This is a genomic window from Agrobacterium sp. SOY23 (assembly GCF_027212525.1).
Taxonomy (GTDB): domain Bacteria; phylum Pseudomonadota; class Alphaproteobacteria; order Rhizobiales; family Rhizobiaceae; genus Agrobacterium; species Agrobacterium tumefaciens_I.
The window spans coordinates 65,630-86,041 of the sequence record NZ_JAPWDT010000002.1 but is presented as its reverse complement, the minus strand read 5'-3'; the positions used below and the strand labels follow the sequence as shown (position 1 = coordinate 86,041).

General features: G+C 59.5%; 20 protein-coding genes and 1 tRNA gene. 10 read left to right on the top strand and 11 right to left on the bottom strand.

Annotated elements, in window-relative coordinates:
• Nucleotides 1-379: 379 nt before the first annotated feature.
• Nucleotides 380-1,702 (bottom strand): MFS transporter, encoded by a 1,323-nt coding sequence (locus tag O3S81_RS05585; protein WP_269341474.1) that lies wholly within the window; start codon nt 1,700-1,702, stop codon nt 380-382.
• A gap of 306 nt (nt 1,703-2,008) precedes the next feature.
• Here O3S81_RS05585 and cyoA point away from each other — a divergent pair, with 306 nt between their 5' ends.
• From cyoA to O3S81_RS05540, 9 genes are all read left to right on the top strand, one after another.
• On the top strand, nt 2,009-3,082 hold the full coding sequence (cyoA, locus tag O3S81_RS05580) for a ubiquinol oxidase subunit II (protein ID WP_269341473.1): 1,074 nt from the start codon (nt 2,009-2,011) through the stop codon (nt 3,080-3,082).
• 76 nt (nt 3,083-3,158) lie between these two features.
• Nucleotides 3,159-5,162, top strand: coding sequence for a cytochrome o ubiquinol oxidase subunit I (gene cyoB, locus O3S81_RS05575; RefSeq protein ID WP_269341472.1), 2,004 nt, complete (start codon nt 3,159-3,161; stop codon nt 5,160-5,162).
• A gap of 6 nt (nt 5,163-5,168) precedes the next feature.
• The gene (cyoC, locus tag O3S81_RS05570) at nt 5,169-5,795 is read left to right on the top strand and encodes a cytochrome o ubiquinol oxidase subunit III (RefSeq protein ID WP_269341471.1); all 627 of its coding nucleotides are present in this window, start codon (nt 5,169-5,171) and stop codon (nt 5,793-5,795) included.
• Nucleotides 5,795-6,178 carry a cytochrome o ubiquinol oxidase subunit IV gene (gene cyoD / locus O3S81_RS05565; RefSeq protein WP_269341470.1) on the top strand — a complete coding sequence of 128 codons (384 nt, stop codon included), beginning with the start codon at nt 5,795-5,797 and terminating at the stop codon, nt 6,176-6,178. The genes cyoC and cyoD overlap by 1 nt, the downstream gene beginning before the upstream one ends.
• Nucleotides 6,179-6,357: 179 nt before the next feature.
• Nucleotides 6,358-7,119 (top strand): SURF1 family protein, encoded by a 762-nt coding sequence (locus tag O3S81_RS05560; protein ID WP_269342392.1) that lies wholly within the window; start codon nt 6,358-6,360, stop codon nt 7,117-7,119.
• A gap of 114 nt (nt 7,120-7,233) precedes the next feature.
• Nucleotides 7,234-8,454 carry a phosphopentomutase gene (locus tag O3S81_RS05555; protein WP_269341469.1) on the top strand — a complete coding sequence of 407 codons (1,221 nt, stop codon included), beginning with the start codon at nt 7,234-7,236 and terminating at the stop codon, nt 8,452-8,454.
• Nucleotides 8,451-9,428, top strand: coding sequence for an adenosine deaminase (locus O3S81_RS05550; protein ID WP_269341468.1), 978 nt, complete (start codon nt 8,451-8,453; stop codon nt 9,426-9,428). The genes O3S81_RS05555 and O3S81_RS05550 overlap by 4 nt, the downstream gene beginning before the upstream one ends.
• Before the next feature lie 95 nt (nt 9,429-9,523).
• Nucleotides 9,524-10,153: a uracil phosphoribosyltransferase gene (gene upp / locus O3S81_RS05545; RefSeq protein WP_269341467.1), complete on the top strand. Its 630-nt coding sequence runs from the start codon at nt 9,524-9,526 to the stop codon at nt 10,151-10,153.
• A 133-nt stretch (nt 10,154-10,286) separates the two neighbouring features.
• Nucleotides 10,287-10,808: a TIGR02281 family clan AA aspartic protease gene (locus O3S81_RS05540; RefSeq protein WP_269341466.1), complete on the top strand. Its 522-nt coding sequence runs from the start codon at nt 10,287-10,289 to the stop codon at nt 10,806-10,808.
• On the opposite strand, the gene deoA is transcribed toward O3S81_RS05540, so the two are convergent.
• The 10 genes from deoA to O3S81_RS05490 all read right to left on the bottom strand — a co-directional run bounded on the left by deoA (nt 10,801) and on the right by O3S81_RS05490 (nt 20,019).
• On the bottom strand, nt 10,801-12,117 hold the full coding sequence (gene deoA, locus O3S81_RS05535) for a thymidine phosphorylase (RefSeq protein WP_269341465.1): 1,317 nt from the start codon (nt 12,115-12,117) through the stop codon (nt 10,801-10,803). The genes O3S81_RS05540 and deoA overlap by 8 nt on opposite strands.
• Nucleotides 12,114-12,887 (bottom strand): deoxyribose-phosphate aldolase, encoded by a 774-nt coding sequence (gene deoC / locus O3S81_RS05530; RefSeq protein WP_269341464.1) that lies wholly within the window; start codon nt 12,885-12,887, stop codon nt 12,114-12,116. The genes deoA and deoC overlap by 4 nt, the downstream gene beginning before the upstream one ends.
• 2 nt (nt 12,888-12,889) lie before the next feature.
• Nucleotides 12,890-13,690 (bottom strand): purine-nucleoside phosphorylase, encoded by an 801-nt coding sequence (locus O3S81_RS05525; protein ID WP_006309954.1) that lies wholly within the window; start codon nt 13,688-13,690, stop codon nt 12,890-12,892.
• Nucleotides 13,690-14,094, bottom strand: coding sequence for a cytidine deaminase (locus O3S81_RS05520; protein ID WP_269341463.1), 405 nt, complete (start codon nt 14,092-14,094; stop codon nt 13,690-13,692). The genes O3S81_RS05525 and O3S81_RS05520 overlap by 1 nt, the downstream gene beginning before the upstream one ends.
• A 4-nt stretch (nt 14,095-14,098) precedes the next feature.
• Entirely contained in the window at nt 14,099-15,070 is a 972-nt protein-coding gene (locus O3S81_RS05515; RefSeq protein ID WP_269341462.1) for an ABC transporter permease, read from the bottom strand.
• 6 nt (nt 15,071-15,076) lie between these two features.
• A complete protein-coding gene (locus O3S81_RS05510) occupies nt 15,077-16,180 on the bottom strand; it encodes an ABC transporter permease (protein WP_269341461.1) in 1,104 nt (367 codons plus the stop codon).
• Nucleotides 16,181-16,187: 7 nt separating this feature from the next.
• On the bottom strand, nt 16,188-17,693 hold the full coding sequence (locus O3S81_RS05505) for an ABC transporter ATP-binding protein (protein ID WP_269342390.1): 1,506 nt from the start codon (nt 17,691-17,693) through the stop codon (nt 16,188-16,190).
• A gap of 83 nt (nt 17,694-17,776) precedes the next feature.
• On the bottom strand, nt 17,777-18,769 hold the full coding sequence (locus O3S81_RS05500) for a BMP family lipoprotein (protein WP_269341460.1): 993 nt from the start codon (nt 18,767-18,769) through the stop codon (nt 17,777-17,779).
• Between the two features lie 213 nt (nt 18,770-18,982).
• Complete coding sequence (gene msrA / locus O3S81_RS05495) at nt 18,983-19,633, bottom strand: peptide-methionine (S)-S-oxide reductase MsrA (RefSeq protein WP_269341459.1); 651 nt, start codon at nt 19,631-19,633, stop codon at nt 18,983-18,985.
• Nucleotides 19,634-19,701: 68 nt separating this feature from the next.
• Nucleotides 19,702-20,019, bottom strand: coding sequence for a hypothetical protein (locus O3S81_RS05490; RefSeq protein WP_269341458.1), 318 nt, complete (start codon nt 20,017-20,019; stop codon nt 19,702-19,704).
• 222 nt (nt 20,020-20,241) lie between these two features.
• On the opposite strand from O3S81_RS05490, the gene O3S81_RS05485 reads away from it, so the two are divergent.
• A tRNA-Ser gene (locus tag O3S81_RS05485) sits at nt 20,242-20,331 on the top strand.
• The last annotated feature ends 81 nt before the right edge of the window (nt 20,332-20,412 follow it).

Here is a 20,412-nt window from a genome sequence, read left to right as displayed (position 1 = left end):
CGCGGCATCGCCCTCTTTTCCCGAAACCCGGCGCGGCAGCCGGCACTCTGCGGGCGGAGCCGCAGGCGACCTGGCTGCTCCTCTTCTTCTGCTTATCGGCGTTTAATGGCGCGAACGGTCGTTTTGCGGCCGCCAAACGGCGTGGCGGCAATGGCCGCTTTCTCGCAAATAATGATCGTCATCGTTCGCATCGCGTTCCCTGAAGGCCGGCTTTCCGGCGGTGAGACACACTGAATTATGTCAGTATTGCTTACATAATATTTGATGACCGACCGAGTCAAGATTAAAATCGACCAGACGCAATAAAAAAACAAAAACGCCGCGAAATCCGACAGGATTCCGCGGCGCGATGGCTGCAGGGATTGTTAAATTGCCCGGATCACTCCGAGGGCATATCCAGCGTGCGGCTGAACCAGAGCGCAACCAGCGTGCAAAGCGCACCCGACATCAGGTAAATCCCGACTGCGAACAGTCCGAATTTGGACGAAAATCCGAGTGCGACCAGCGGTGCGAAACCGGCGCCGATCAACCAGGAAATATCCGAGGTGAGCGACGCGCCGGTATAGCGGTATTCCCGGCTGAAGCGGGATGCGAGCGCACCGCCCGCCTGGCCGAAAGACAGGCCAAGCAGCGAGAAACCAATCAGCACGAACAGATAGCGGCCGATATCGCCCGAACTCAGAAGAACCGGAGCAACGAGGCTGAAAAGGCCGATCAGCACCGCCGCGACAGCCAGAAGCTTTCGCCGGCCGATCCGGTCAGCCAGAATGCCCGATACCACGATCATGCCGCCGGCAATGATGGCGCTGACGAACTGCACGAACAGGAAGTCCGAAACGCGCTGGCTGGTGTTGAGGGAGACCCAGCTCAGTGGGAAGACCGTGACGAGATGGAAGAGCGCGAAGCTTGCCAGCGGCACGAAGGCACCGGTGACGACGACGGGAAACTGTGAGCGCAGCATCTTGAACATCGGACGCGGCTCCAGCTCATGCTGTTCCAGCATGGCCTGGAATTCCGGCGTCACGATCATGCGCAGGCGGGCAAAGAGTGCCAGAACATTAAGCGCCAGCGCCACGAAGAAGGGGAAACGCCAGCCCCAGGCGAGGAATTCCGCATTGGAAAGCTGCGTGACGAAAACGATGAAGAAGGCGCTGGCGAGACCGAAACCCATGGCCGCACCGATCTGCGGCATCATGGCATACCAGCCGCGCTGCTTCGGCGGTGCATTCATGGCGAGGAGAGAAACGAGACCGTCCCAGGCGCCGCCGAGCCCAAGGCCCTGACCGATACGGAACACGGCCAGAAGACAGGGCGCAAGCATGCCCGCTTCCGCATAGGACGGAAGAAAGCTGATCGCCATGGTGGAACCACAGAGCGTGAAAAGCGCTGCCATCAGCTTGACGGCCCGGCCGAACCTGCGGTCGAGCTGGAGGAAGATCAGCGAGCCGATCGGCCTTGCTATAAAGGCAAGCGAGAACACCGCGAAGGAATAAAGCGTGGCCGTCAGCGGGTCGACGAAGGAAAAGAAGACATGCGGGAAAACGAGCGCGGAGGCGATGGCATAGATAAAAAAGTCAAAGAATTCAGTCATTCTTGCAAGAATAACCGCAATCGTGATGCGATCCGGATCGACGCTCGTGGGGCCAGCCCCGTTTGCCTCCGGCGCCTGCCCAAAGGATGGAGCAGCATTGGTATAACTCATAATATCCCTCCTGCGTCATGGACGAACCATTTCCTGTAACGCGCGGGCTCCTCTTCCGTTGCGTTACGATGCGACGGATTGTCACACGCACCCTACGTAACGTCAATTGAAGTTTGGCAAGAAAGGCTTGCCCAGCCGGTCGACCATGCGATAATGCAGCCGCTCCGCCTTCAAACGCAGCTCTGCCCGGTACATGGTGCATCGCGAAGGTTTCGCTGCACCGCGACAATATACCTCATTTGAAAAATGATGTTCGGCAATTATTCGCGGCATAATCCAAACTGTACGAGTTCAAAGAACGTGCGCATGATCAAAAAAATCCCGTCCGCCCTTCTGGCAATCCCGGCCCTGCTGTTGCTCAGCGGCTGCAACCTCGTCGTCATGAACCCCTCGGGCGACGTCGCCATCCAGCAGCGCGATCTTATCATCACGTCCACGGTCTTGATGCTGCTGATCATCGTCCCGGTCATCGTCCTGACGCTGTTCTTCGCCTGGAAGTACCGCGAATCTGCGAAGGCCGAAGATTACGATCCCGAGTGGCACCATTCCACACGCCTTGAAATGGTGATCTGGTCGGCTCCCGTCGCCATCATCCTGATGCTCGGCACGGTGACCTGGATTTCCACCCACCGCCTCGACCCCTACCGCCCGCTGGAGCGGATCGACGAGAACCGTCAGGTGACCGCCGATATCAAGCCGATCACGGTCGAAGTGGTGGCCATGGACTGGAAGTGGCTGTTCTTCTATCCCGAACTCGGCATCGGCAGCGTCAATGAATTCGCCGCGCCGGTCGATGTTCCGATCAATTTCAAGATCACCGGCACGACCGCGATGAACTCCTTCTTTGTTCCGGCACTTGCCGGCCAGATCTACGCCATGGGCGGCATGCAGACCAAGCTGCACGCGGTCATCAACAAGGAAGGTGTCTATGACGGCATCTCGGCCAACTTCTCCGGCCCCGGCTTCTCGCATATGCGCTTCAAGTTCCATGGTCTGAGCCAGCAGGGCTTCGAGCAATGGGTGGCCAAGGTGAAAGAAGGCGGCAAGGGCTTCGGCCGGCAGGAATATCTGGAATTCGCCAAGCCTTCCGAGCGTGAGCCGGTGCAATATTTCGCCTCGGTCGACCCGGAACTCTACAATGCCATCCTCAACCGCTGCGTGGAACCCAACAAGCTCTGCATGCGCGACATGATGCATATCGACGCCAATGGCGGCGGCGGCAAGGAAGGCATCGACATCGCCAAGGCGCTCAATTCCGTCGTCTGCACCCCGCTTGCGCCTTACGGTGTCGCCAGCGGACCCCAATCCACTCCGGCTGCGATCAAAGGTCAGACTTTTGAACCTGCGGCGCTCCCGGAAACGAAACAAGTCGCTGGCTGACGGATACGTCCCGGCATTCTGCGGCGCGGCCAATGGCTGCGCCGATCTTACGTCTTAGAATCGCAAGAGGCTGAAAATGATCGTCAATTCCGATCAAACGTCGTTCCTGTTCGGGAAGCTGACATGGGAATCCATCCCGCTTCACGAGCCCATTCTTGTCGCCACCTTCGCGGCTGTGGCCCTGGGCGGCATCGTTGTCGTCGGCGCCCTCACCTATTTCCGGCTTTGGGGTTATCTCTGGAACGAATGGTTCACGAGCATCGATCACAAGAAGATCGGTATCATGTACATCATTCTGGCACTCGTCATGCTGTTGCGCGGCTTTGCCGACGCCATCATGATGCGCGTCCAGCAGGCGATTGCCTCCGGCGGCTCGGAAGGTTATCTTCCGCCACACCATTACGACCAGATTTTCACGGCCCATGGCGTCATCATGATTTTCTTCATGGCCATGCCGATGATCACTGGCCTCATGAACTTCGTCGTGCCGCTGCAGATCGGCGCCCGCGACGTTTCGTTCCCCTTCCTCAACAACTTCTCCTTCTGGATGACCACGGCCGGCGCCGTCATCACCATGATCTCGCTGTTCGTGGGTGAATATGCGCAGACCGGCTGGCTCGCCTATCCGCCGCTGTCCGGCATCGACGGCAGCCCGGGGGTCGGGGTCGATTATTACATCTGGGGTCTGCAGATCGCCGGTGTGGGAACGACGCTATCGGGCATCAACCTGATCGTGACGATCATCAAGATGCGCGCGCCCGGCATGACCATGATGCGCATGCCGATCTTCGTCTGGACGTCACTGTGTTCGAACATCCTGATCGTGGCATCCTTCCCGATCCTGACTGCGACGCTCGCGCTTCTGACCCTTGACCGCTACGCTGGCACGAACTTCTTCACCAACGACCTCGGCGGTAATCCGATGATGTATGTCAACCTCATCTGGATCTGGGGCCACCCCGAAGTCTATATTCTGGTGCTGCCGGCTTTCGGTATCTTCTCCGAAATCGTCGCCACCTTCTCGGGCAAGCGTCTCTTCGGTTACGCATCGATGGTTTACGCCACCGCCGTCATCACCATCCTCTCCTACCTCGTCTGGCTGCACCACTTCTTCACCATGGGTTCGGGCGCCAACGTCAATGCCTTCTTCGGCATCACCACGATGATCATCTCGATCCCGACGGGTGCGAAGATCTTCAACTGGCTCTTCACCATGTATAAGGGCCGCATCAAGTTCGACGTTCCGATGCTTTGGACGATCGGTTTCATGATCACCTTCGTCATCGGCGGCATGACCGGCGTTCTTCTCGCCGTTCCGCCGGCGGACTTCGTACTCCACAACTCGCTATTTCTCATCGCCCACTTCCACAACGTCATCATCGGCGGCGTTGTCTTCGGTGTACTTGCGGGTATCGTATACTGGTTCCCGAAGGCGTTCGGTTACCGCCTCGATCCGTTCTGGGGCAAGCTGTCCTTCTGGTTCTGGTTCATCGGCTTCTATTTCGCCTTCATGCCGCTTTACGTGCTCGGCCTGATGGGGATTACCCGTCGCGTCAGCCAGTTCGAGGACAATTCGCTGCAGATCTGGTTCGTGATCGCCGCCTTTGGCGCCTTCCTGATCGCGCTCGGCATCGCCGCCTTCATCATCCAGCTCATCGTCAGCTTCCTGAAGCGCGACCAGCTGCGCGACGTGACCGGCGATCCCTTTAACGGCCGCACGCTGGAATGGTCGACCTCGTCGCCGCCGCCGCAGTACAACTTCGCCTTCACGCCGGTCATTCATGACGTGGATGCCTGGCATGACATGAAGAAGCGTGGTTACAACCGTCCGCTGGAAGGCTTCATTCCGATCCACATGCCGAAGAATACCGGTGCAGGCGTCATCATCAGCGCCATCAGCGTGGTGCTCGGCTTCGCCCTGGTGTGGCACATCTGGTGGCTCGCTGCGCTGTCCTTCATCGGCGTCGTTGCGGTCTCCATCGCCCACACCTTCAACTACAATCGCGATTATTACATTCCCGCGTCCGACGTTTCGACCGTCGAGGCGGAGCGTACGAAGCTGCTCGCGAAACAGGCGTAACGGAACATGGCTCATACACCTGCACAAAGCGTCGACGGCGCTGAACCACCGGTCTTTTACCTGAAGGAAGACCACCACCCGGAAAACGGAACTTCGATCGGCTTCTGGCTCTATCTGATGAGCGACTGCCTGATCTTCGCCGTGCTTTTCGCCACCTATGCCGTTCTCGGCCGCAGCTATGCGGCCGGTCCTTCCGGCGCGGATCTGTTCGATCTCAAGCTCGTGGCCGTCAACACCGGCTTCCTGCTTCTCTCCTCCATCACATATGGCTTCGCCATGCTGGAAATGGAAAAGCAGAAGGTGAAGTCGACGCTGGTCTGGCTCGGCATCACCGGCCTCTTCGGCCTCGCCTTCCTTGCCGTCGAACTTTACGAGTTCCACCACCTGATCGAAGAAGGTGCCGGACCGCAGCGTTCGGCGTTCCTGTCGTCCTTCTTCGCTCTGGTCGGCACCCACGGCCTGCACGTCACCTTCGGCACCATCTGGCTCGTTACGCTGATGGTTCAGGTGGCAAAACATGGCCTGATCGCCGCCAACAGGCGTCGCCTGATGTGCCTTTCGATGTTCTGGCACTTCCTCGACGTCATCTGGATCGGCGTCTTCTCCTTCGTTTACCTCATGGGAGTTCTTTGATGAGTTCCGAAGCACACGCACATCACGACGACCATCATCACCATGATGGCGCAAGCCACGGCACCTTCAAAAGCTACATGATCGGCTTCATCCTGTCGGTCATTCTGACGGCGATCCCCTTCTGGCTGGTCATGGGTGGCGTTCTTGAAAACAAGACCCTGCTCGTCATCGCCATCATGGGCCTCGGTGTCATCCAGATCTTCGTGCACATGATCTACTTCCTGCACATGGACACCAAGTCCGAAGGCGGCTGGACCTTCATGGCACTGATCTTCACCGTCGTGGTGCTCCTGATCACGCTCTCCGGCTCGCTCTGGGTCATGTACAACATGAACAAGAACATGATGCCGCTGCACATCGAAGATGTGAAGAACCTGCCCTGAGCAGGCACAAATCAGCGGCCTGCCGGGTTTCCGGCGGGCCGCTTTCCGCGCCAACACATAACCCCATGAATCGTGGCGCGATTTATGGGGTTATTTGCTGGAGGAAGCGCAAGCGGGTGCAACGATACCCGCCGGAGCAGACGATCTCTCTGCCGGTGGCGCTTCGCAAGGACCGTGACATGAGCGAAATCACACCCCAAAACCGGCGCATCCGCCCTGCGGCAATCGTCGTCCTGTTTTTGACCATTGTCCTGACGGGCTGCCTGCTGGCGCTTGGAACATGGCAGGTGCAGCGCCTTTTCTGGAAGCTCGACCTGATCGAGCGCGTTGACGCCCGCGCCCATGCCGAGCCCATCAATGCGCCTACCGCCAGCGAATGGCCGGCCCTCGGCAATCCCTCGGATTACGAATATCGTCGTGTGAAACTGGCCGGAACCCTCCTCAACGACAGGGAAGTTCAAGTCTACACGGTCACCGATCTCGGCCCGGGTTACTGGGTCATGACCCCGCTTCGGCGCGACGATGGTTCAAGCATCATCGTCAATCGCGGCTTCGTGCCCTCCGACCGCCGCGATCCGTCCTCGCGCCGGCAAGGTGAACCGACCGGAAACGTCGAGATTGTCGGACTGATGCGCGCGCCGGAAACCGGCGGGCTTTTCCTTAGAACCAACGATCCGGCAAATGGCCGCTGGTATTCCCGCAATATCCCTGAGATCACGCAGGCATCCGGGCTTTCCGACGTCGCGCCCTTTTATGTCGATGCGGATGCGACACCCAATCCGGGTGGCCTGCCGGTTGGCGGTAAAACCATGCTCACCTTCCCCAACAACCACCTCTCCTATGCCGTGACATGGTATATTCTGGCAGCCATGGTGGTGGCTGCCGGCTGGTATGTCCTGCGCAACCTCAACGCACCGAAATCGAAACGGGATGCTGATTGAACCGCTGGTTTTACCGGATGGTTCATAAAAGCACTTCCTTCTTCACGTTTTGCTGATCTATAACGACAGTTCGGCCTGACATTGCCCGTCGGCGCAATTTTGTTTCGGTGAGTTATGGCAAGAGCATTTCTTCTCGTTCTGGATTCCTTCGGCGTCGGCGGCGCGCCTGATGCGGAGCGTTATGGCGACCTTGGTGCTAATACGCTCGGTCACATCGCGGAATTCTGCGCCGCAGGTGCGGCGGATAGAGCCGGGCTTCGGGCCGGCCCGCTGAAGCTGCCGAACATGTGTTCGCTAGGCCTCCTGGAGATCGCAAGACAGGCAAGCGGCGACATTCCCGCCAGTATGGAGCCGCCGGAGCGGATTTTCGGCCTGCACGGCTCAGCCAGCGAAATTTCCAAGGGCAAGGACACGCCTTCAGGCCATTGGGAAATTGCCGGCACGCCAGTGACCTTCGACTGGGGTTATTTCCCGACGGAGGGCGACGCCTTTTCCCCGGAGCTGGTTGAGGCCATCTGCAAGGAGGCCGATATTCCTGGCATCCTCGGCAATTGCCATGCTTCCGGCACCGAGATCATCGCGGCGCTCGGTGAAGAACATATCAGGACCGGCAAACCGATCTGCTACACCTCTTCCGATTCCGTTTTCCAGATCGCCGCCCATGAAACCCATTTCGGCCTCGCACGGCTTATCTCGCTCTGCGAGACGGTGCGGAAGCTGCTCGATCCGCTGAATATCGGCCGTGTGATCGCCCGCCCCTTCATCGGTGAGACAGTCGCGACCTTCGAACGCACCGGCAACCGCCGTGATTTCTCCGTCCTGCCGCCCGAACCGACCCTGCTCGACCGGCTGGTGGAGGCGAGTCGCAAGGTGCATGCGATCGGCAAGATCGGCGATATCTATGCCCATCAGGGCGTCTCGCGCGTTATCAAGGCAAATGGCAACGCGGCCTTGATGGATGCAACGCTACAGGCCATCGACGAGGCACAAAACGGCGATCTCGTCTTCACCAATTTCGTCGATTTCGACATGCTTTATGGCCATCGCCGTGACGTTGCCGGTTATGCGGCCGCACTCGAGGCTTTCGATGCGCGTATTCCGGAAATTCACCGCAAGATGGCGCCTGGCGATATAGCGCTTCTCACCGCCGACCATGGTTGTGATCCCACCTGGCGGGGCACGGACCATACACGCGAAAGGGTGCCGATCATGGCATTCGGCCCCGGCATCCGTTCCCGCGATGTCGGCATTCGTTCAAGCTACGCCGATATCGGCGAAAGCATCGCCCACCATCTTGGTATTGACGCCGGTTCACACGGCAGGAGCTTCATTTGACATCGCATTTGCTGAAAGCGGAAATTCACTGCCACCTCGAAGGTGCGGCACCGCCTGCCCTTGTTGCGAAACAGGCGGAGAAATACGGCATAGATACGAGCGGCTTTCTGCGCGATGGCCAATATGTCTGGTCGGATTTCGCCGAATTCATCCAGTGCTACGATGCGGTGGCGCAGGTGTTCAAGACGGATGAGGACTATGCGCTCCTGACGGAAACCTATCTGGCGGAACTGGCCGAGGCCAATACGATCTATAGCGAGTTGATCATCTCGCCGGATCACGGCGACCGCATCGGGCTTGGCGCGGACGCCTATCTCGCCGGCATCGCCGAGGGCATTCGCATCGCCAAGGAAAAGACCGGCATCGAAACCCGCATCATCGTCACCGGCGAGCGGCATTTCGGCCCGGAACGGGTGATCGCAGCGGCCGAATATGCGGCGCGCGCCGGGCATCCGCTGGTGACCGGCTTCAACATGGCGGGCGAAGAGCGCATGGGCCGGGTTGCCGATTACGCCCGCGCTTTCGACATCGCCCGCGATGCGGGTCTTGGCCTGACGATCCATGCGGGTGAGGTTTGCGGACCGGAAAGCGTTGCCGATGCGCTCGACCTCGTCAAACCGTCACGCATCGGCCACGGCGTGCGCGCAATCGAAGATGCCGGTCTCGTTTCCCGGCTTGCCGAAACGGGAACGATTCTCGAAGTCTGCCCCGGCTCGAATATCGCGCTCAGCGTCTATCCCGATTTCGCCAGCCACCCGCTGAAAGCCCTGAGCGATGCCGGGGTGCGCGTCTGCATCAGTTCCGACGACCCGCCGTTCTTCTTCACCTCGCTTGCGCGGGAATATGCACTGGCTGCGGACGCCTTCGGTTTCAGCGATGCCGAGATCAACCACATGACCCGCACCGCGCTGGAATGCGCCTTCGTGGACGAGGCAACGCGCCAGCGACTGCTGGCAAGACTGGACCACGCCTGAGACGGCTGTTGGCAGGGTAAAACCGTGAAGAAGACTTGCGAAAAGTGCGCTTTCGGTGAATGACAAGGGCAGAAGATAAAAGGAAGGCCAGTTTCATGGACGGCGTCACAGTCATCGAACATCCGCTGGTGCGGCACAAACTCACCATCATGCGCAAGAAGGAAACTTCCACGGCCGGCTTCCGCCGCCTGCTCAGGGAAATTTCGACGCTGCTTTGCTATGAGGTGACGCGCGATCTTGAAATGACGATGGAAACCATCGACACGCCGCTTGAGACCATTCAGGCACCGGTTCTGGAAGGCAAGAAGCTGGTTTTCGCCTCCATCCTGCGCGCCGGCAACGGCCTGCTGGAAGGCATGCTCGAACTCGTGCCTTCGGCGCGCGTGTCCCATATCGGCGTCTATCGCGACCACGATACGCTGGAGGCCGTCGAATATTATTTCAAGGCGCCGGAAAGCCTCGATGCCCGTCTCATCATCGTGGTGGATCCGATGCTGGCGACCGGCAATTCCTCCATCGCCGCCGTCGAAAAGCTGAAGGAGCGCGGTGCGAAGAACATCCGCTTCCTGTGTCTGCTCGCCGCACCCGAGGGCATCAAGAATTTCCGTGAAGCGCACCCCGATGTGCCGATCTACACGGCTGCGATCGACAGCCACCTGAATGAAAAAGGCTATATCGTTCCCGGTCTCGGTGATGCCGGTGACCGCATGTACGGCACCAAGTAACGCCATTCATCATTGCTTAACCGTTTGAGCCATTCGCCGCAGGCAACGCGGCGGATGGCTTTTTCTTTTAAGATTTCAGCATGTTTTGCGCCTATGCTGCGCATGGATAACCTTGTCCTTGGGGAGCAATCACTTGCTGGCGCGCGCGATTTTTCTGCTTGTCGGTCTTTCGGTCGGCGTCACGCAATTTCCGGCGCTGATGGAAAAATTTCAGCCGCGTCCGGAAACCGGCGCGGCAAAATCCGGCGCAACCGTCGAAGTTGCCAAGCCCCAGCCGGTTTCGCTGGGCAGTGTCAGCCTGAAAGCGGATGCGCGCGGTCACTTCAATGCCACCTTCCGTATCAACGGCAAATCCTTCGACGGGCTTGTCGATACCGGTGCCTCGACGGTGGCGATCAACGAAACGATTGCGCGCCGGCTTGGTTACGGCGTCAACAGCCTCGATTTCAAATATGCCATCTCGACAGCCAATGGGCAGACCCAGGCGGCCCTTGTAAAACTCGACCGGGTGGAAATTGGCGCGATCCGCGTTCAGAATGTCGATGCCATGGTGCTGAAGGACAATGCGCTGAGCAAGATGCTGATTGGCATGAGCTTTCTGAAGCAACTATCGTCGTTCAAGGTGTCTGGCGGCGAAATGCGGCTGGTCAGATAATCCGCTCAAGAATGGGTGCCGCGATTTCCGGGGCGTTGTCCGCAATCCCGTAACAGCCCTCTATTCTCTTGATCGCACGTTCCGCGTCTTCGCTGGAAGCTGCGTGAACGACGGCGATCGGCTCACCCTTCTCCACCCTTACGCCAAGCGGCAGGATATCCGAAATACCGACTGCCGGATTGATGGTGTCCGACGGCTTTGTTCTGCCGCCTCCGAGTTCGACAACGACCATGCCGAGATCGCGTGTTGCGCAGGATGCAAGCCAGCCGCTTCGTATGGCAGGAACCGGGATGACGACCGGCGCAGAGGGCAGGTAACGGGATGGATTCTCGACAAAATCCGACGGGCCTCCCAGTGACGAAACCATCCGCCCAAAGACCTCCAGGGCTCGGCCTGAGGAAAGAACCGCCGACGCCAGCGCCTCGCCCTCCTCCAACGTCGCGGCTTTCCGAGCCTGCACCAGCATTTCCGCCGCGAAGGATAGAACCACCGTTTCCAGACGGGTGCCGGCCTTGCGACTGGCCAGAAACGCCAGGCAATTGACGATTTCGACGGCATTGCCCGCCGCATCGCCAAGCGGCTGGTTCATGTCGGTGATCAGCGCGCTCGTCGGCAGGCCCGCGCCATTCGCCACGTCGACCAGCGCGCGGGCGAGAATGCGGGCATCCTCCAGGCTTTGCATGAAGGCGCCGTTGCCGACCTTCACGTCAAGAACCAGCGTCTCAAGCCCGGCTGCGAGCTTCTTCGAGAGAATGGAAGCGGTAATCAGCGGAATGGAATCGACCGTCGCGGTCACATCGCGAATGGCATAAAGGCGTTTGTCGGCGGGTGCGAGATCGCCCGTCTGGCCGATGATGGCGCAGCCGACCGACTGTACCGTCCGGCGAAACAGAGCCTCATCCGGCATGACATCATAACCGGGGATCGCTTCCAGCTTGTCGAGCGTGCCACCGGTATGACCGAGACCCCGACCTGAAATCATCGGCACGGCAAGACCGCAGGCGGCAACGATGGGAGCCAGCATCAGGGAGACGTTATCGCCCACACCACCGGTGGAGTGCTTGTCCGCCACCGGCCTGCCGATGTCGCGCCAGGAGAGGACATCGCCACTGTCGCGCATCGCAAGCGTCAGCGCCACCATTTCGTCGCGGTTCATGCCACGGAAGAACACCGCCATGGCAAAGGCGGCCGCCTGCCCTTCCGATATGCTGTCTTTCGACAGCGCTTCGATGAAAGCGGCAATCTCCTGTGGCGCGAGCGACAGGCCATCACGTTTGCGACGGATGATCTCCTGCGGGATCAAGCTCAATACCCGCTGGCGGCCTTGGCCGGTTCACCACCGGCCAGCACGTTCAGCACATCATCGAGAATGCCGGACGCGCCGAAACGGAAGGTGGACGGCATGGCCCAGTTGGGCGCCATGATGGTTTCCGCCAGCCTGAGATAAAGCGTGGCGTCCTCCACCGTGCCGATGCCACCGGCGGGCTTGAAGCCCACCTTCTGCCGGCTGTCGCGGATCGCCTGCAGCATGATGTCGGCCGCTTCCAGCGTGGCATTGATGGCAACCTTGCCGGTCGAGGTCTTGATGAAATCGGCCCCTTCGGCGATGGCGATTTCCGAAGCGCGACGGATCAGCGCCTTGTCCTTCAGCTCACCGGTTTCGAGAATGACCTTGAGCAGCACGGGGGCTGCGCAGGCCTTGCGCACGGCCGCTACCATTTCAGCAACCGCCGATTCATCGCCTGCCATGAATTTACGGTAGGGGATAACCAGATCGATTTCGTCGGCACCGTCGCCGATCGCGGCTTCCGTTTCCGCAACCACGGTTGCGACGTCGAGTTCGCCCGAGGGGAAATTGACGACAGTGGCGATGCGGATCGCGTGTTCTTTTCCGAAAGCGGCACGCGCCTGCGCCACGAAACGTGGCCAGATGCAGATGGCGGCCGTGTTGCCAAACTCCGTATGCGCACGCTGGCACAGGCCAGCGATCTGCTCCGGCGTGCAGTCTTCCTTGAGATTGGTCAGGTCCAGCAAGGACAGGGTGAGGGCAGCCGCTTCGCGCGGACGCTGGAGTTCCATGGTCACGCTCCTCCTGCGATCATTTCCTTCAGAATAGCGGCAAGCCTCTTGCCACCCACGGGAGCCATGTCCTTGGTTTCTTCATGGCTCAGTTCCGCACCGGTCATGCCGGCACCGTAATTGGTAATAACCGATGCGGCGGCAACGCGCATCCCGAAAAAGCGCGCGAGGATGACTTCCGGCACGGTGGACATGCCGACGGCATCCGCACCCAGCACCCGCGCCATGCGGATTTCCGCCGGCGTTTCGAAGCTCGGACCGGAAAACCACATATAGACGCCGCCGAACAACGGCACCGTCGCGCGGATCGCGGCATTGCGCATCGCGAGCATCAGGTCCGGGTCATAAGCAGTCGTCATGCCAACGAAACGGCGGTCGCTTTCTTCGCCGATCAGCGGGTTCATGCCGGAATAATTGATGTGATCAGTGATCTGCATGACGGAGCCGGGCGGCATATCCTGCCTCACCGAACCCGCCGAATTGGTGAGGATAAGCGACTGCACGCCGAGACCGGCGAGCGCCTCGATGACCGCGCGCATGGCGGCCGGATCGCCCTTTTCGTAATAATGCACCCGGCCGGAAAGCATCATCACCGGCTCACCACCCAGATAACCGGCCACCAGCTCACCGGCATGGCCGGAAACGCCGCTTGCGGGAAAACCGGGAAGATCGGCATAGGGCACACGGATCGGATCGCTCACCTCCTCCACCAATGACCCCAGGCCCGAGCCGAGAACGATGGCGACACGCGGCATCAGGCCGTTCAGGCGCTCCACCAGAATATCGATCAAACCATCCGTCATCAGGGCAGCTCGGTCTTGAAGACGGAGGGCAAAAGCTCTTCCATGGTCATGACCTTCTGAACGCCGGTTTCGTCGCAAAGATAAATCTTCGTCTGCGGCGTCGCGAATTCCGCGATCTTCTGGCGGCAGCCACCGCAGGGCGAGCAGAGCGGCAGCTTTTCGGCAAAGACGGCGACTTCGCTGATCTTTTTCGCTCCGCCCATGATCATGGCGCTGATGGCGGAAGGCTCCGCGCACCAGCCCTGCGGGAAAGAGATATTCTCGATATTGGCGCCCTTGTAGATTTTTCCATCTTCGGCGCGGATCGCCGCACCGACCGGAAATTTCGAATAGGGCGCATAAGCAAAGGCCATGGCCTCCACTGCCGCCTCAAACAGGGCATGGGATTTGGGGTCGGAGGACATAGGTTTAACGCTCCTTCGCATAGGCAACGCCACCGGCCTTGGGGGGCTTGGCAACGCCGATGAAACCGGCAAGCAGGATGCAGGTCAGAATATAGGGCATGGCCTGGAATATCTGCACCGGCACCTCGCCGATGCCAGGCACGGATTTGCCCTGCATGAAATTGGCGAAGGCATCGAGAAAACCGAAGAGCAGGCAGGCGAACATGACCGGCACCGGCTTCCATTTCGCGAAGATAAGCGCTGCGAGCGCGATATAACCCTTGCCGGCGGACATGTTGGCGATGAAGGCAGCCGACTGCGCGACGGCGAGATAGGCACCGGAGAAACCGCAAAGAAAACCGGCAACGATGACGGCGCGGAAGCGCATCCACGTCACCGAGATGCCTGCCGTATCGACAGCACCCGGATTTTCACCGACGGCACGCAGGCGCAGGCCGAAACGGGTGCGGTAAAGGACCCACCAGGACAGTGGCACCGCCAGAAAGGCGAAATAGGTCAGGATATTGTTGCCGGAAATGACGTTCGCATAAAGCGGGCCGATGAAGGGCACTTCGCGCATCGCATCCGCACCGGGCAGGATGATCGGCGTAAAACGCCCTTCCCCCGGAAGCTGCGGTGTGCGGCCGCCCTGACCGAACCAGGCCTGCCCCAGAACCACGGTTAGGCCGGCGGCGATGAAATTCAGCGCCACGCCCGACACGATCTGGTTGCCGCGATTGGTGATGACCGCAAAGCCATGGATCAGCGAGAACAGGATGGAGACCGCGATACCGGCCAGCAGGCCGGCCCAGGGATTGGCGGTGATATAAGCGACGCAGGCGGAAGCGAATGCCGCCGCCAGCATCTTGCCTTCAAGACCGATATCGAACACGCCGGCGCGTTCGGAAAACAGCCCGGCAAGCGCGGTGAAGAGCAACGGAATGGTGAGGCGGACGGTCGAGCCCAAAATGCTGACCAGCATATCGAAGAAATCCATATCAGCTCACCCCTTTGCCAGACGCTGGTAGATGCGGACGACCGCCGGCCGGTACATATATTCCAGCGCGCCGGCAAACAGGATCACCAGACCCTGGATGACCACGATCATCTCGCGGGTAATGTTAGGCATCTCGAAGGAAAGGTCTGCACCGCCCTGATAGAGAATGCCGAACAGCAACGCCGAGAAGATGATGCCGAGCGGGTGACTTCGCCCCATGAGCGACACTGCGATGCCGACAAAGCCCGCGCCACCGACAAATTCCACCTGCAGGCGCGCTGAAGCGCCCATGACCGGGTTCAGCGCCATCATGCCCGCCAGACCGCCGGAAATAAGCATGGCGATGATGACTGTGCGGGCATAGGGAATGCCGGCGTATATGGCTGCGGACGGGCTGATGCCGAGCGTGCGCATCTCATAACCGAGCTTGGTGCGCCAGATCAGCACCCAGACGAGGAAACACATGACCAGCGCGATGATGAAGGACACGTTGAACGGCGCAGGCCCGAGCTTGAGGCCAAACAGCGCCATCAGCCAGTCGAGCTTCGGCAATTGGCCGCCGGGAAGGAATGTGCGTGTTTCCGGCGCCATCTTGCCGGGCACGATCAGCACGTTCACCAGGAGATAGACCATCAGCGCCGCGGCGATGAAGTTGAACATGATGGTGGTGATGACGACGTGGCTGCCGCGCTTGGCCTGAAGCCAGGCCGGAATGAAGGCCCAGGCCGCGCCGAAGAGGGCCGCGCCGATGACGGCGAAGGGCATCGTCACATACCAGGGCACGTAACGATCAAGCGCCAGCGCCACCAGCGCCGCACCGAGACCACCAATATAGGCCTGGCCTTCGGAGCCGATGTTGAACAGGCCGGCATGAAAGGCCACGGCGACGGAGAGGCCGGTGAAGATGAAGCTCGTCGTATAAAACAGCGTGAAGCCGATGGCGTCACCGCGGCCGAGTGCGCCTTCGATGAGCAGGCGAAGCGCCGCCAGCGGATTTTCACCGATGGACCAGACGACGAGGCCGGAAATCAGAAAGGCGGTGACGACGTTCAGCAGCGGCAAAAGGCCGTAGCTGATCCAGTTTGGCAGGGGAGTGGAAGCGGTGCTCATTCATGCCTCATGCGGCGATGCCGGCCATCATCAGGCCCAGCGTCTGTTCTTCGGCTTCCGCCGTTTTTTCTCCAACGACACGGCCCGCGAACATGACCATGATCCGGTCCGAAAGGGAACGGATTTCATCGAGTTCGACCGAAACCAGCAAAATCGCCTTTCCGGCATCGCGCATTTCGATGATGCGGCGATGGATGAATTCGATGGCGCCGATATCCACGCCGCGAGTCGGCTGGCCGATGATCAGCATCTTCGGGTCGCGTTCGATTTCGCGGGCAACGACGATCTTCTGCTGGTTGCCGCCGGAAAAATTGGCGGTCTTCAGCTGCGGGTTCGGCGGGCGGATATCGTATTTCTCGATCTTCTCGACCGCGTCCCTACGAATGGCCTCCGGGTTGAGGAAGGGTCCCCGGCCGTAACGCTCGTCATGGTGATAACCGAGGATGGAATTTTCATATTCCTCGAATTTCAGCACCAGCCCCATATGGTGACGGTCTTCCGGGATGTGGGCAAGGCCAAGCTTGCGCAGGATGGCCGGATCGGGGCGGTCTACCTTCTGTCCGTCCACCCAGATTTCACCGGAATGGGGCTTGCGGATGCCTGCGATGGCTTCCAGCAGTTCCGACTGGCCGTTGCCGGCAACACCGGCAATACCAACGATTTCACCGGCGCGGACATCGAGCGAAACATCATCCACCATGGTGATGCCGCGGCTGTCCTTGACGGTGAGATTGCGGATGGAGAGGAGAACCTCGCCGGGCGTCGTCTCGCCCTTTTCCACCCGAAGCAGCACACGGCGGCCGACCATCAGTTCGGCCAGTTCCTCGACGCTGGTTTCGGAGGTCTTGCGGGTCGCCACCATCTCGCCGCGGCGCATGACGGAGACGGAATCCGTAATCGCCATGATCTCGCGCAGCTTGTGGGTGATGAGGATGACGGTCTTGCCCTGCTCGCGCAGGACACCGAGAATCTTGAACAGGTGATCGGCCTCGGCCGGGGTCAGAACGCCGGTCGGCTCGTCGAGGATCAGGATTTCGGCGCCACGATACATGGCTTTCAGGATTTCGACGCGCTGCTGCAAGCCGACGGGCAATTCCTCGATCACCGCGTCGGGATCGACTTCCAGCCCGTAATCATCCTCGAGACGCTGCAACTCCTTGCGTGCCGCCGCCCGGCCCTTGGCAAGCGATGCGCCGCCTTCCGCGCCCAGCATGACATTTTCCAGCACGGTGAAATTTTCCACCAGCATGAAGTGCTGGTGCACCATGCCGATGCCTGAACTGATCGCAGCCTGGCTGTCACGGATCGCGACGGGCGTGCCATTCACCCGGATTTCACCGGCATCCGCCTGGTAAAAACCGTAGAGGATCGACATCAGGGTCGATTTTCCGGCACCGTTTTCACCGATGATGCCGTGGATCGTACCCTTGGCAACGGTCAGATTGATATTTTTATTGGCGTGAACGGCACCGAATTTCTTGTCGATGCCCACGAGCTCGATTGCAGGGTCCATACTCAAACCGAAACCTCTCCGAAGGCTGGATATGAAAAGGGCGCAAGGTGAAAAATCACCATGCGCCCCAGACACATATCATATCATTTCGGGCAGGAGTTGTCCGCCATATAGTCATGAACCTTGACGGTGCCGGCAATGATGTCGGCCTTCGCCTTGTCCACGGCGGCAGTCATTTCCGGCGTGATCAGGGCCTTGTTGTTGTCGTCCAGCGCGTAGGCCACGCCGTCTTCCTTGACGCCGAGTGCAACGATACCGGAGGTGAACTTGTCGTCCTTGGCATCCTTATAGGCGTTGTAGACGGCCAGATCGACGCGCTTGACCATGGAGGTCAGAACGGAACCCGGATGCAGGTGGTTCTGGTTGGAATCGACGCCGATCGAGAACTTCTTGTTGTCGGCCGCGGTCTGCAGCACGCCGATACCGGTCGCACCGGCCGCCGCGTAGATCACGTCCGCACCCTGGTCGATCTGGTTCTTGGTGAGTTCACCGCCGCGCACCGGATCGTTCCAGGCAGCGCCGGTGGTGCCGGTCATGTTCTGGAAGACTTCGATCTTGTCGTTGGCAGCCTTGGCGCCCTGTGCATAACCACAGGCGAACTTGCGGATCAGCGGAATGTCCATGCCGCCGATGAACCCGACCTTGCCGGTCTTGGAAGCCATGCCCGCCAGAAGACCAACGAGGTAGGAACCTTCATGCTCCTTGTAGACGACGGAGCGGACATTCGGCAGCTCGACGACGGAATCGACGATGACGAACTTGGTGTCGGGGAATTCGGCCGCGACCTTTTCCATGGCCGAGGTCCAGGCGAAGGATACGGCAACGACCGGGTTGAAGCCCTTGCTGGCGAAGTTGCGGATGGCCTGTTCGCCCTGCGTGTCGCTGGTCGGTTCGAAGTCGCGGAACTCGATGCCCGTTTCCGCCTTGAACTTTTCAGCGCCGGCCGCAGCGGCCTCGTTGAACGACTTGTCGAACTTGCCGCCCGTGCCATAGACCAGCGCCGGCTTGATATCCGCAGCGAGCGCGGAAGCCGACATTGCGGCAAGCGCAAAAAGTGTCAGAAGGGATTTTTTCATTGTGCAGCCCTGTTGTTGCAATTGATATTTTAGGGTCCTCCCGCAATCCCGTTGACCGGGAATGTCTGCGGAACCGCCAGCCGTTATCCCGGCTGTGCTTGCCTCATATCCTTGCATGGCTCAATGAAAAATTCATCCGGTTTTTTTGACCCGGTGGAAAAACTTTGATCTGGCGTTTTTTTAGCCTTTCCACCGGGGTTACCTGCAAAAAATCTAGCCTATATTGCAGCTTACGCCGGTTCCCCTGAGGCCGCAGTAGCCGCCCGGGTTCTTGGCAAGATATTGCTGATGATAGTCCTCGGCATAATAAAATGTTTCCAGCGGGCCGATTTCGGTGGTGATGGCGCGACCATGGCCGGCCTCGTCCAGAGCCTGCTGAAAAGCATCATGCACCTTCTGCGCCTGCTGCAACTGGCCTTCCGTCGTCGCATAGATGGCGGAACGATAGGTCGTGCCGACATCGTTGCCCTGCCGCATCCCCTGGGTCGGATCGTGCTCCTCGAAAAATATTTTGAGCAGGCCCGACAGCGAGATCACGGCCGGATCGTAGACCACCTTCACCACTTCGGCGTGACCCGTCTGGCCGGTCGTCGTTTCCTGATAGGTCGGGTTGCGGGTGAAGCCGCCGGCATATCCGACCGCCGTTACCCACACGCCCGGCGTTTTCCAGAACAGCCGCTCCGCGCCCCAGAAGCAGCCCATGCCGAGATAGATGATTTCCAGACCGTCCGGATAAGGACCCTTCAAAGGCCGGCCATTCACGAAATGGTTTTCCGGCACCGCAAGCGCCTCCTCACGGCCGGGCAAGGCCGTTTCTTCGGTCGGCATCGTCGTCTTTTTTGAAAGCGTATCGAACAGGAACATTCGGTCCTCCGTGCGGCCGGTTCCGCCGCGTCTTAAGGGTTCACATCCGCGCGGCGCGCTTCCCCCTGTCAGACTGCTGAACGCCTCAGCACTTTGCGCTTCCTGTAGCCGGCCATCCAGCAAAGCAGGGATAGGGCCAGGAAAAAGACAAATGCGGGCAGTCCCGACAGGGCATTTTCAACGAAGCGCCACGCTTCAGGGTGAATATAGTGAGCCATGGCCGCTTCCACCATGGTGCGCGAGGCAGGAAGAAGATAGTTCCAGACCCACAGGATGCCGGTGATGTTCACCGAGGACGTGGAAACCGAGCGGATCGAATCGAGCACGCCGAGAAAAATCGCCGCAATGAGGAGAAGAAAGCTCAAAAACCGCAAAAAAGCTTTCATTTGGCACACCTCGGCTACGGCCCATCATTTAGACAGCCACGTTTTGAAACATATATTGCATCGATAAAGCCGGGAAAACCGCTTTGCAACCGCGTCGAAACGCAGGAAATTGCCGACATTTCAAAAAACTGTCAGATTCGTGTTGATCCCTGCGAATTCATCGGTATATATCGCGCCGTTCCAGTGATTTGCATTTCTTCAAAACATGCAGATTTGAAAAAAGGACAGGTGGCCGAGTGGTTTAAGGCGCACGCCTGGAACGCGTGTGTGCGTGAAAGCGTACCGTGGGTTCGAATCCCACCCTGTCCGCCATTCACCACAGATAATCAGACACCAGCAGCAACGCGACGCCAGCCTCGGCCGGCTCCTCCCCCTTTGCAGATTTTTCGTCCT

What these genes read in the sequence shown, in the direction of transcription:
- O3S81_RS05585 (WP_269341474.1), bottom strand. Translation starts at nt 1,702, where the DNA reads ATGAGTTATACCAATGCTGCTCCATCCTTTGGGCAGGCGCCGGAGGCA.
- cyoA (WP_269341473.1), top strand. Translation starts at nt 2,009, where the DNA reads ATGATCAAAAAAATCCCGTCCGCCCTTCTGGCAATCCCGGCCCTGCTG.
- cyoB (WP_269341472.1), top strand. Translation starts at nt 3,159, where the DNA reads ATGATCGTCAATTCCGATCAAACGTCGTTCCTGTTCGGGAAGCTGACA.
- cyoC (WP_269341471.1), top strand. Translation starts at nt 5,169, where the DNA reads ATGGCTCATACACCTGCACAAAGCGTCGACGGCGCTGAACCACCGGTC.
- cyoD (WP_269341470.1), top strand. Translation starts at nt 5,795, where the DNA reads ATGAGTTCCGAAGCACACGCACATCACGACGACCATCATCACCATGAT.
- O3S81_RS05560 (WP_269342392.1), top strand. Translation starts at nt 6,358, where the DNA reads ATGAGCGAAATCACACCCCAAAACCGGCGCATCCGCCCTGCGGCAATC.
- O3S81_RS05555 (WP_269341469.1), top strand. Translation starts at nt 7,234, where the DNA reads ATGGCAAGAGCATTTCTTCTCGTTCTGGATTCCTTCGGCGTCGGCGGC.
- upp (WP_269341467.1), top strand. Translation starts at nt 9,524, where the DNA reads ATGGACGGCGTCACAGTCATCGAACATCCGCTGGTGCGGCACAAACTC.
- deoC (WP_269341464.1), bottom strand. Translation starts at nt 12,887, where the DNA reads ATGGAACTCCAGCGTCCGCGCGAAGCGGCTGCCCTCACCCTGTCCTTG.
- O3S81_RS05525 (WP_006309954.1), bottom strand. Translation starts at nt 13,690, where the DNA reads ATGACGGATGGTTTGATCGATATTCTGGTGGAGCGCCTGAACGGCCTG.
- O3S81_RS05520 (WP_269341463.1), bottom strand. Translation starts at nt 14,094, where the DNA reads ATGTCCTCCGACCCCAAATCCCATGCCCTGTTTGAGGCGGCAGTGGAG.
- O3S81_RS05515 (WP_269341462.1), bottom strand. Translation starts at nt 15,070, where the DNA reads ATGGATTTCTTCGATATGCTGGTCAGCATTTTGGGCTCGACCGTCCGC.
- O3S81_RS05510 (WP_269341461.1), bottom strand. Translation starts at nt 16,180, where the DNA reads ATGAGCACCGCTTCCACTCCCCTGCCAAACTGGATCAGCTACGGCCTT.
- O3S81_RS05505 (WP_269342390.1), bottom strand. Translation starts at nt 17,693, where the DNA reads ATGGACCCTGCAATCGAGCTCGTGGGCATCGACAAGAAATTCGGTGCC.
- O3S81_RS05500 (WP_269341460.1), bottom strand. Translation starts at nt 18,769, where the DNA reads ATGAAAAAATCCCTTCTGACACTTTTTGCGCTTGCCGCAATGTCGGCT.
- msrA (WP_269341459.1), bottom strand. Translation starts at nt 19,633, where the DNA reads ATGTTCCTGTTCGATACGCTTTCAAAAAAGACGACGATGCCGACCGAA.
- O3S81_RS05490 (WP_269341458.1), bottom strand. Translation starts at nt 20,019, where the DNA reads ATGAAAGCTTTTTTGCGGTTTTTGAGCTTTCTTCTCCTCATTGCGGCG.